This is a genomic window from Streptomyces thermoalcalitolerans, assembly GCF_039525155.1.
Taxonomy (GTDB): Bacteria; Actinomycetota; Actinomycetes; order Streptomycetales; family Streptomycetaceae; genus Streptomyces; species Streptomyces thermovulgaris.
Map to the genome: position 1 here is coordinate 21428 of NZ_BAAAHG010000065.1, position 10484 is coordinate 31911.

Genomic DNA, 10484 nt, shown 5'->3' on the forward strand with positions numbered 1-10484 from the left:
CGTCCGGTACGTCTCGCCCGTACGTGTTGTCCCTCGCCGAGCGTAATGTGAGCGAGCCCACAGCCGGTATCCTCCGTTGGGCCGAGCGGGGCATCCACCCACGGGCCGATCCCCCGGGGACCGGTGTCAGGGGCATGTGCCGTCCGGCCGGTCGCGGCCGGCGGAGAGCGGACGCCAGGCGGTGCCCAGCACGCAGTACGAGGCGGGCAGGACCGGCCCCTTCTCGGGCACCAGCATCCGGCGGCAGGGGCCGAGTTCGAAGCCGGCGTCCCGCAGGGCGGCGACCGGTTCGCGGGACAGATGGCAGCCGCCGGCCAGCAGCGGCCACACCGTGCGGTCCAGGACACGCTGGGTGAGGGTCATCGCCCGGCCGCCGCCCCTGCCGTGCTCGAAGAACCGCACCTCGCCGCCCGGCCGCAGCACCCGCCGTGCCTCGGCGAGCGCGCGCGGCAGGTCGCGCACGCTGCACAGCACCAGCGAGAACACCACGGCGTCGAACGCCTCGCTCTTCACCGGCAGCGCCTCCGCGCAGCCCGGCACCACGTCGACCGGGACCGCGGAGCGCAGGGCGGCCTCCACGGCCCGCTGCCGCAGCAGCCGCTCCGGTTCGATCGCGACGACCTCGGCGACGGTGTCCGGGTAGTGCGCGAAGTTCAGGCCGTTCCCCGCGCCGATCTCGATCACCCGCCCGGACAGCCCGGTCAGCAGCCGGCGGCGTATCCCGGCCATGCCCAGCCTGCTCTCCGCGGCCACACTGACCCGGGCGTAGTACCGGGCGAAGACCGGATGACGGACGGCGTCCCGCGCGGACCGCGACACCATGGCAACCTCCGAACGGACAGGCCTTGTGGAGAGTGTCCCCTGCCGGGCCCGCCGGCACGCACACGCGTGCCGTTCCGGCTTGCTGCCTCTGCGCCGTACCGCGTGCTGCTCCGGCCCGCCGTGAGACCGCCCGGACGCCCGGGCGCCCGAGCCCGACCGGGCCCACCCGCCGCGACCGGCCGTACGACGCGGCGGGCCGGACGCCCGGCACGGCAGGCGGGTGCCGTCTACGCGAACGGCGGCGGTGCCTCCCGCGCCGTGAAGGCCTCCGCGTCCCAGCTGCCGTGCAGACGGGGAGCCAGCCAGTGGGGAGCCGCCGTCCGGAAGCCGGACGGGGGAAGGGCGGAGGCACCGGCGGGAAGGGCGCCGAGAAGCGGGGCGGCGGCCACGCGGGGGAGGTCGGCGACATTGCAGCGGGAGGCCAGGTCCGGACGGGCCGGCCAGCTGCCGATCACCACACCGAGCAGATCCAGGCCGCGGGACCGCAGCTCACGGGCCGTCAGTTCCGTCGTGTTCAGCGTGCCCAGACCGGCCGAGGCCACCAGCAGGACCGGGGCCTTAAGCAGCTGCGCCGCGTCCGCCAGCGTGCCGCCCGACGCGTCGAAGCGGACCAGCAGCCCGCCCGCGCCCTCCACCAGCACCAGGTCGTGCTCGGTGGCCAGCTTGGCGGCGGCCTCGGCCACCTCGTGCGGGCGCACCGGCACCCGACCCGCCCGCAGGGCCGCCGTGGCGGGCGCCAACGGCTCGGGATAGCGGGCCAGTTCACGCGCCGTCACCGGACCGGCCAGCCGCGCGGCCTCCTCGGCGTCCCCGCGCTCGTCCGGCCGTACGCCCGTCTGCGCGGCCTTCAGCACGGCCACCGACCGCCCCGCCGCGACGGCCGCCGCGGCGACGGCGGCCGTCACGACCGTCTTGCCGACCCCCGTCCCGGTGCCCGTGACCACCAGTACCGGCATCTCAGCCCTCCCGCGCCGCCGCGCACACCGCGCGCGCGATCCGCGCCACGTCCTCGTCGCCGGTGACATACGGCGGCATCGTGTACACCAGGTCCCGGAACGGCCGCAGCCACACGCCCTCGCGCACGGCCGCCCGCGTCGCCGCCGCCATGTCCACCGGATGGTCGAGCTGGACGACGCCGATGGCGCCCAGGACCCGTACGTCCCGCACGCCGGGCAGGTCCGCCGCCGGGGCCAGCCCCTCCCGCAGGCCCGCCTCGATCCGCTTGACCTCCGCGCGCCAGTCCTGGCCGAGCAGCAGCTCGACCGACGCGCACGCCACGGCCGCGGCCAGAGGGTTTCCCATGAACGTCGGCCCGTGCGCCAGCACCGGCACCTCGCCCCGCGAGATCCCGTCCGCCACCCGCGCCGTGCACAGCGTCGCCGCCATCGTCAGATAGCCGCCGGTCAGCGCCTTGCCCAGGCACATCACGTCCGGCGTCACCCCGGCGTGCTCCGCCGCGAACAGCGCGCCGGTGCGCCCGAACCCGGTCGCGATCTCGTCGAACACCAGCAGCACGTCGTGCGCGTCGCACACCTCGCGCAGCACCCGCAGATAGGCGGGGGAGTGGAAGCGCATCCCGCCCGCGCCCTGCACCACCGGTTCCACGATCACGGCGGCCAGTTCGCCGGCGTGCCGCCGGACCATCTCCCGCAGGTGATCCGCGTACGCCTCGTCGTACTCGGCCGGCGGCGCGTCCGCGAACACCTGGCGCGGCAGCACACCGGTCCACAGCTCGTGCATCCCGCCCTCGGGGTCGCACACGGACATCGGGTGCCAGGTGTCGCCGTGGTAGCCGCCCCGCCAGGTCAGCAGCCGCCGCTTGTCCGGACGGCCGAGCGAACGCCAGTACTGCAGGCACATCTTGAGGGCGACCTCGACCGACACCGAACCGGAGTCGGCGAGGAACACATGCTCCAGACCGTCCGGCGTGATGTCGACGAGGAGCTTGGCGAGCCGGACGGCCGGCTCGTGCGTGAGCCCGCCGAACATCACATGGCTCATCCGTGCCAGCTGCTCCCGGGCGGCCTCGTTGAGCACCGGGTGGTTGTAGCCGTGGATCGCCGCCCACCACGACGACATGCCGTCGACCAGCTCGCCCGAGCCGTCCGCCAGCCTGAGCCGCACCCCGCTCGCCGACTCCACGACGAGCGGTTCATGGCGGCCGGGCATGGGTCCGTACGGGTGCCACACATGCCGCCGGTCGAGCTCCAGCAGCTCGGCCGCGCTCGGAGGGGACGGCTCAGGCATTGGGTGCGATGTCCGTTCCTGCGCCCCGGCGGCGTACGGCCACGAGGTCCGTGCGCGGTGCGGCCGCCGAAGGAACGGGGGACGCCGAGGTCCCGCACACGCCGCCCTCGTGGCAGCCACCGGAGGTCCGGTGCTCCGGCAGCGTCACCTGGTCCGCGCCCTCCACCTCGAACCCGGCGTCCGCGATCATCTCCAGATCGGCCTTGCCGGCCTGGCCCTCGCTGGTCAGATAGTCGCCGAGGAAGATCGAGTTGGCCAGGTGCAGGGCGAGCGGCTGCAGAGTGCGCAGATGCACCTCGCGGCCGCCCGCGATCCGCACCTCCACGTCCGGGTGGACGAACCGCACCATCGCCAGGATCCGCAGGCAGCGCTGCGGGGTCAGGTTCCACTCCTTGGCGAGCGGCGTTCCCTCGAACGGGATCAGGAAGTTCACCGGTACGGAGTCGGGGTCCAGCTCGCGCAGCGCGAAGACCACGTCGACCAGGTCCTCGTCGCTCTCCCCCATTCCGGCGATGAGCCCGGAGCAGGCGGACAGACCGGCGGCGTGCGCCTTGTTCACCGTGTCCACCCGGTCGGCGTAGGTGTGGGTGGTGGTGATGTCGCCGTACATGGTCTCGGAGGTGTTGAGGTTGTGGTTGTAGGCGTCGGCCCCGGCCTTGCGCAGCCGCTCGGCCTGGCCCTCGGAGAGCAGTCCGAGACAGGCGCACACCTCGACGCCCTCGTGCTGCTCCTTGATCGCCCTGATGGTCTCCGACACCCGCTCCACGTCACGGTCCGTCGGACCGCGTCCGCTCGCCACCAGACAGACCCGCTTGGCACCGCCGGCCAGCCCGGCCGCCGCCACCTTGGAGGCCTCCTCGGGCTTCAGCCAGGTGTACTTGAGGATTCCGGCCTTGGAGCCGAGACGCTGGGAACAGTAGGAGCAGTCCTCGGGGCACAGGCCCGACTTGAGGTTGACGAGGTAGTTGAGTTTCACCCGCCGGCCGAACCAGTGACGGCGCACCTTCCCGGCCGCGGCCACCACGTCGAGCAGCTCGTCGTCGGAGGTGGCCAGCACGGCCAGAGCTTCCTCCCGGGTCGGCGGCTCGCGCCGGAGCCCCTTGTCCACCAGCGTGTTCAGCAGGTCCATGGAAGCCGATCCTGTCCTATGCGTCCGTCCTGGGCCAAGAAGAGTCTGCACAACTCCCCGCGCGTTGATGTGTGGGTATTGCCACAGCCTGAGCGGATGGTCCCGCGCACGGGGTTTCTCACCGCCCGATAGGGTCTGTGCACGGCCCGCGGAAGACCTCGGAGGACCCATGGCGTTCGACTGGATCGAGGAGCAGGCCCGGGCGCGCCGGCGGGCCGGGCTCGTACGGACGCTGCGGCCCCGCCCCGCCGACGCGCCGCTGCTGGACCTCGCGAGCAACGACTACCTGGGGCTGGCCCGCCACCCGGAGGTCGTGGCGGGGGCCGCGGAGGCGGCGCGCACCTGGGGCGGCGGCGCGACCGGCTCCCGGCTGGTCACGGGCACCACCGAACTGCATGCCGAACTGGAGCGCGAGCTGGCCGGCTTCTGCGGTTTCGAGGCGGCGCTGGTCTTCTCCTCCGGATACGCCGCCAACCTCGCCGCGGTCACCGCGCTCGCCCCGCACGGCTCGCTCATCGTCTCCGACGCGGGCAACCACGCCTCGCTCATCGACGGCTGCCGGCTGGCCCGGGGGACCACGCAGGTCGTCGGACACGCCGACCCGGAGGCCGTGCGCAAGGCGCTCGGCACCCATGAGGGGCCGGCGGTCCTCGTCTCCGACACGGTGTTCTCGGTCGACGGCGACGCCGCCCCGCTGGCAGAGCTCGCCGGGGCCTGCCGGGAGCACGGTGCCGGTCTCGTCGTCGACGACGCCCACGGGCTGGGCGTGCTGGGGGACGGCGGCCGCGGCGCCGTGCACGCGGCGGGGCTGGCGGGCGCCGACGACGTGGTCGTCACCGTCACGCTGTCGAAGTCGCTCGGCAGCCAGGGCGGAGCCGTCCTGGGGCCCGCACGGGTGATCGACCATCTGGTCAACGCGGCCCGGACGTTCATCTTCGACACCGGCCTCGCCCCCGCGGCCGTGGGCGCGGCCCTGGCGGCGCTGAGGCTGCTGCGCCGCGAACCGGAGCGGGCGGCACGCGCACGCGAGGTGGCGGGCGAGCTCCACGCACGCCTGACCGCCGCGGGCCTGCACGCGGTACGTCCCGACGCCGCGGTGGTCTCGGTGCGCGCGCCGTCCCCGGAGGAGGCCGTGCGCTGGGCGGCCGACTGCCGTGCGGCCGGACTGGCCGTGGGCTGTTTCCGCCCTCCTTCCGTGCCCGACGGCATCTCACGGTTGCGGCTGACCGCCCGCGCGGACCTCTCCGGGGCGCAGATCGAACGTGCTGTCCGGGTGATCGGTGAAACGCGGCCGTGAGTCGGCGTGACACGGCCGTGCGCCGGATGCGGGGTCGGCTGCAGCCGACCACAGCCGGCCGGAATCGAGCGAATTGAGCGGAATCGACCGGAATCGTTTCTCAGAGGCCGTGCACCGTGGCCGTGAAGGCCGCCCAGCTTCCGGGCGAGAACAGCAGCGCCGGTCCGTCGGGGGCCTTGGAGTCGCGCACGGCGATCAGCCCGGCCCAGGGTCCCGTGGCCGGCCGGGCCGTCTCGACGCAGTTGTTGGCTCCGGTGCTGTGACTGCTGCGCTGCCAGCGCACGCCGTGCAGGCCGGTGCCGGAGGGTACGTGCCGAGGCAGAGCGGACATGGTGCCTCCTTGTGTGACGAGCGGTGGCGCGCCGTCAGGTGTCGCGGCGCATCCGGGTGATGAAGTCCAGCGACTCCTCGGGCGGGAGAGCGCGGCTTCGGAGAGTGTCGAAGGCCCTGGAGTAGGCCTCCAGGTCTTCTTTCCGCTCGAGGTGGAGGCTACTCGTCAGGTGGTCGATGACGACCACGTCCAGGTCGGAGGTGTCCGAGAACGAGAAGATGACGAAAGGACCGGTGACGCCGATGTGCTCCCCGGTCGCGAACGGCAGCACCTGGAGCCGTACATGGGGCAGCTGTGCCGCTTCCGTCAGCCGTTTAAGCTGCCGTGCCATCACCGCGGGTCCGCCGACCTCCCGGTGCAGCACGGCCTCGTCCAGCACCACGTCCAGCTTCAGCGGCGGATGGGCGCGCAGCACGTCCTGACGGGCCAGCCGCACCTCCACCAGCGCGTCCAGCCGGTCGTCGTCGAGCTCGTCCAGAGCGGCCCGGGTGACGGCGCGCGCGTATTCGGGGGTCTGCAGCAGCCCGGGGACGACCGAGGTCTCCAGGGTGCGCATCACGCTCGCCTGCGACTCCAGGCTGATGAAGTCCCGGTAGGCCGGCGGCAGTACGCTGCGGTAGGCGTGCCACCAGTGGTGCCGGCCGCCGTCGTCGTCCATCCCCGCCAACACCAGCAGCAACTCGCGCAGTTGGGAGTCCCGGACGGCGTACGCGTCCAGGAGTAACCGCACATCGGACGGTTTCACCCCGCTGGCGCCGGTCTCGATCCGGCTGACCTTCGACTGGTGCCAGCCCACCAGCCGGGCCGCCTGGCCGCTGGTGAGACCCGCACCGGTGCGCAGTGCGCGCAGTTCGGCGCCCAGTTTCCGGCGGCGTACCGCGGGACCGTGCTGCATGGACTGCTCCTCACTCCTTGAACGCTCCACATGCTCCGCCCCCGGAGGGGCGGTTGGCGCAGAGTTCACCGCATCGAGCGACAGATATATGCATATCTGGTGGATCGCCGCGTGAGACCGGTGCGGTGATGGCAGTCTGACGGCGAAGCACCAGTCCGGGACCGTACTCGAACCGTCCGCTTTGTGTCGGACTGCGATCCCCTGGGAAAGGGCCGACGCCGCCATGGCAGACCATCTGGAAGCATCCGTCATTCTGCCGAGCGATCCCGCCTCGGTCTCCGCGGCCCGCGGTTATGTGGTGAGCACTCTCGAGGAATGGGGTCTGCCGCCGGACACGGACACCGCCGAGACCGTCCGGCTCATCGTCTCCGAGCTCGCCACCAACGCCGTGCAGCACACCCGCGGGCAGTCGCCCACCTTCACGGTGGACCTCGTCCTCGTACGGGACGAGTGCCTGCGGATCGGGGTGACCGACAGCCACCCGAAGTTCCCGAAACGCCTGCCGGCCGCCGTCCAGCAGGACAACGGCCGGGGCATGGCGATCATTCGATGGTTCGCCGCCGAGCGCGGCGGCAGACTGACCGTGCGGCCGACCCGGGAGGGCGGCAAGACGGTCTGCATCGAGCTTCCGTGGACGGTCCCGGCCCGGCCGGTCACGGCCACGGGGCGGCAGGAGCCGTAGCGCGTGGGGCGTGCGGGTGCGGTGACGGCACCTCGGGGCGCTGTCACCGCACCCGGGCGGGTCAGCGGACCCGGCCGTACCAGACGTTCTTCGTCCAGATCTTCTGCAGCTTCACCACGTCCCCGGTCTTCGGGGCGTGCCAGATCTTGTTGCCGCCGGCGTAGATGCCGACGTGGTAGACGTGCGAGCCCGAGTGGAAGAACACCAGGTCACCGGCCTGGCGGTTCTTCGCGGAGATGTGACGGGTCCTGTTGTACTGCTGGGCCGCCGTGCGGGGCAGCTTCTTGCCCGCCTTCTTGAACGAGTACAGCGTGAGGCCGGAGCAGTCGAACCTCCGGGGCCCGGCGGCACCCCACTGGTAGGGGGCGCCCTTCTTGGACGCCGCGACCTTGAGCGCCTTCATGCCGGGGGTCGCGGCCGCGGCCTCGGAGGCCATGCCGGGAGCCACGATCGAGCCGCCCACGGCGGCCAGGGTCAGGGCCGAGGCCGTACCGGCCCGGGCCATCAGCGACGGGACACGATTGAACGTGGTCATGCTCAACCCTTCGTCAGCCGCCTGTGAAGGATGACCTGTCGGATTCGGGCTGGCGAAGTTGCCCGGCCGCGTCGCCGCGGCTTCACCCCAAGGGCTGCTCGGGCCGGCCATGGCGTGACCGTCCCGGCGACCCGTCGTGCTTGGGTCCTCCACTCCTGCCGATCCACTTGTGTCGACCGGTCATCCGGGCGGCGGCAGGATTCGGCGTCCGCCCGGACCGCCCCGCCGCGGTGGCGGGGGCTTGTCGTCCGACAGGGATCTTGGCCTACACAAGTCCGAAAATCCCAATGGAAACGGGGATTTGTGTTGTTACTCACCACTCGGCTGTTCGGGTGGACAGTCTCGTGCCCGGGTGGCTGCCCCCTCCCGCGGCGGCTCCCGGACCAGCGGCGAAGCATCCCGTTCCGCCGTCCGGGGAGGCGGATCGTGCAACCGCAAGGGCTCCGGGGAAGGAGGCGAACCTACCTGAAAGGAGGTACGTCTTTTGGTCCGTTCCGACTCACGTCAAGAGGGAGTGTTCTCGTCGGCGGGATGCGCCTTCTGTTGATGCGTCAACTCCTGTGGAGGAGCTACGAGCTGACACCGGGTCCGCCGTTCGTGACCGGCGCCTGGGGGATCCTCGTGTACCGGTGGACGCCAGGGGGACGGGTCCCGGGGCGGAAGGAGAGGAGGAGCGGACCGGCGGCCGGCCGCATCGAGGTGACATCCTCTCAATTCCGCTTCGTCTGCTTTGTCTGCTTCTTCCCGGCCGACGGTGGCGGCGGTCCGGGTTCCGGCCGGCGGGGCCGCCGCGCAGGCCGCCACGGCCGCCCCTTTCCGCGGGCGCGGTGCCGTGATGGTCAGTCGAGCGGTGGGCGCGGGAACCTGCGCTCCTTCCCGCCCCTCGCCTCGGCCTGCTCCGCCTTGACCACCGCCGCGTACCGGTCGACGTACTCCTGCCCCGACAGCGCCATGACGGCGTACATGATCTCGTCCGTGACGGCGCGCAGAACCGTCTTCTCATGTTCCATCCCGGCATGGCGGGAAAAGTCCAGAGGTGTGCCGAAACGGATCACGACCGGGCGGATGCGCGGGACGATCCGGCCCGGCGGCTGGGCCTCGAAGGTGCCGATCATCGCGCACGGCACGACCGGCACCCCGGCCTTGAGCGCCATGACCGCGACACCCACCTTGCCCTTGTACAGGCGGCCGTCGGGCGACCGGGTGCCCTCCGGGTAGATGCCGAGGAGCTCGCCCCTGCGCAGCACTCCGAGTCCCTCCCGGATCGCGGCCTGACCGGCCTCCTTGCCGGAGCGGTCGACCGGGATCTGCCCGGCGCTGCGGAAGAACGCGGCGGTGAGCCGGCCCTTCAGGCCCGGTCCCGTGAAGTACTCGGCCTTCGCCAGGAAGGTGATACGCCGTGTGAGGACCGCGGGCATCAGGAAGTGGTCCGAGAACGACAGATGGTTGCCCGCGATGATGGCCGGGCCGGACGCCGGCACGTGCTCCAGCCCCTCGATCCGGGGCCGGAAGACCACTTTGAGCAGCGGGCCCAGCAGGACGTGTTTGAGCAGGAAGTAGAACAAGGGGATGCTCCTCATCGGGGCGGAACCGCTCAACCGCCGTGTTCCCGCAGATCAGGGCGGATGCCGTGAGGGGCCAGTGTAAGTGCGCCCACCGTGGCGGGGCACTGCTGTGCCGCGGGGGTTTTGCCGCATGGGGGCGACGCGGGGCCGCGCCTGCCGGAGGCCGGCCGCCCGGCGGCGTACGGTGGTGGCCATGGCCCCTCCGCTTCCGGGTCCGCTGGCGCATCTGGCGCCCCTGCTGGGCGACTACGGCTACTGGGCCGTCGGCGGTGTGGTCCTGGTGGAGGACTTCGGGGCTCCCGCCCCGGGCGAGGCGATCCTGATCGCGGCCGGGGTGTACGCCGGGGCCGGCCGCCTCGACGTGGTGACCGTGGGGCTGACCGCGTTCGTCGCGGCGGTCGTCGGGGACAACATCGGCTACCTCGTCGGCCGGTACGGCGGACGGGCGTTCGTCCGGCGCTGGGGCCGGTACGTCTTTCTGCCGCCGAAGCGGTTCGAGGCGGCCGAGCGGTTCTTCTCCCGGCACGGCGGCAAGATCGTCACCGTGGCCCGGTTCGTCGAGGGCCTGCGCCAGGCCAACGGCATCATCGCCGGCACCACGGGCATGCGCTGGCCCCGCTTCCTCGCCTTCAACGCACTGGGCGCCGCGCTGTGGGTGGGCGTGTGGGTGACCCTGGCCTACTTCGCGGGCATGCGCATCGGCGCGGTCTACGACGAGATCCGCCGCTACCAGATCGCCGTGTTCGTGGCGCTCGGCCTCCTGGCCGCCGCCCTGATCGCCCGCCATCTGCTGCGGCGCGGGCACCGCGAGGACTGATGCCGCGGCGCTTGGGGAGCCGCCCCGGGTGTCCAGAGGCCGGTGCGTGCGGTCCTCGTCCGCACCAGGCTCTCCCTCGCGCCGGTCCCCGCGGCCACCGGTCCCGCCGACCGGTGGAGGATCCGCCCCGGCAAGGGCCGGGCGGCCGGGCACGCGCGGTCGCC

Annotated in this window: 11 protein-coding genes and 1 riboswitch; of the genes, 3 read left to right on the top strand and 8 right to left on the bottom strand. The window is 72.5% G+C overall.

All coding sequences use genetic code 11. The features are described 5' to 3' along the window. Positions 1 to 126: 126 nt before the first annotated feature. From ABD224_RS25955 to bioB, 4 genes are all read right to left on the bottom strand, one after another. Complete coding sequence (locus tag ABD224_RS25955; protein ID WP_344054090.1) at positions 127 to 822, bottom strand: class I SAM-dependent methyltransferase; 696 nt, start codon at positions 820 to 822, stop codon at positions 127 to 129. 227 nt (positions 823 to 1049) lie between these two features. Further along, on the bottom strand, positions 1050 to 1778 hold the full coding sequence (gene bioD / locus ABD224_RS25960; protein WP_344054093.1) for a dethiobiotin synthase: 729 nt from the start codon (positions 1776 to 1778) through the stop codon (positions 1050 to 1052). Position 1779: 1 nt separating this feature from the next. Then, positions 1780 to 3069 (bottom strand): adenosylmethionine--8-amino-7-oxononanoate transaminase, encoded by a 1290-nt coding sequence (locus ABD224_RS25965; RefSeq protein WP_344054095.1) that lies wholly within the window; start codon positions 3067 to 3069, stop codon positions 1780 to 1782. Beyond that, complete coding sequence (gene bioB / locus ABD224_RS25970) at positions 3062 to 4198, bottom strand: biotin synthase BioB (RefSeq protein WP_344054097.1); 1137 nt, start codon at positions 4196 to 4198, stop codon at positions 3062 to 3064. Before bioB ends, ABD224_RS25965 begins: the two co-directional genes overlap by 8 nt. Before the next feature lie 169 nt (positions 4199 to 4367). Here bioB and ABD224_RS25975 point away from each other — a divergent pair, with 169 nt between their 5' ends. Then, positions 4368 to 5495: an 8-amino-7-oxononanoate synthase gene (locus ABD224_RS25975; RefSeq protein WP_344054099.1), complete on the top strand. Its 1128-nt coding sequence runs from the start codon at positions 4368 to 4370 to the stop codon at positions 5493 to 5495. 100 nt (positions 5496 to 5595) lie between these two features. Here the strand turns inward: ABD224_RS25975 and ABD224_RS25980 are convergent, their stop codons facing one another. After that, positions 5596 to 5826, bottom strand: a complete 231-nt coding sequence (locus ABD224_RS25980; protein ID WP_344054101.1) for a DUF397 domain-containing protein — start codon at positions 5824 to 5826, stop codon at positions 5596 to 5598. Positions 5827 to 5860: 34 nt separating this feature from the next. Continuing rightward, positions 5861 to 6721 carry a helix-turn-helix domain-containing protein gene (locus ABD224_RS25985; RefSeq protein WP_344054103.1) on the bottom strand — a complete coding sequence of 287 codons (861 nt, stop codon included), beginning with the start codon at positions 6719 to 6721 and terminating at the stop codon, positions 5861 to 5863. A gap of 223 nt (positions 6722 to 6944) precedes the next feature. Between ABD224_RS25985 and ABD224_RS25990 the strand changes: the two genes are divergently transcribed. Next, positions 6945 to 7403 (top strand): ATP-binding protein, encoded by a 459-nt coding sequence (locus tag ABD224_RS25990; RefSeq protein ID WP_344054105.1) that lies wholly within the window; start codon positions 6945 to 6947, stop codon positions 7401 to 7403. Positions 7404 to 7464: 61 nt separating this feature from the next. Here ABD224_RS25990 and ABD224_RS25995 read toward each other — a convergent pair whose 3' ends face one another. Both ABD224_RS25995 and ABD224_RS26000 read right to left on the bottom strand, forming a co-directional pair. Then, the gene (locus ABD224_RS25995; protein ID WP_344054107.1) at positions 7465 to 7938 is read right to left on the bottom strand and encodes a C40 family peptidase; all 474 of its coding nucleotides are present in this window, start codon (positions 7936 to 7938) and stop codon (positions 7465 to 7467) included. Between the two features lie 2 nt (positions 7939 to 7940). Then, positions 7941 to 8155: riboswitch (cyclic di-AMP (ydaO/yuaA leader) on the bottom strand. Positions 8156 to 8777: 622 nt separating this feature from the next. Next, positions 8778 to 9503: a lysophospholipid acyltransferase family protein gene (locus tag ABD224_RS26000; protein ID WP_344054109.1), complete on the bottom strand. Its 726-nt coding sequence runs from the start codon at positions 9501 to 9503 to the stop codon at positions 8778 to 8780. Between the two features lie 193 nt (positions 9504 to 9696). Between ABD224_RS26000 and ABD224_RS26005 the strand changes: the two genes are divergently transcribed. Further along, positions 9697 to 10320 (top strand): DedA family protein, encoded by a 624-nt coding sequence (locus ABD224_RS26005; RefSeq protein ID WP_344054111.1) that lies wholly within the window; start codon positions 9697 to 9699, stop codon positions 10318 to 10320. Positions 10321 to 10484: the final 164 nt, after the last annotated feature.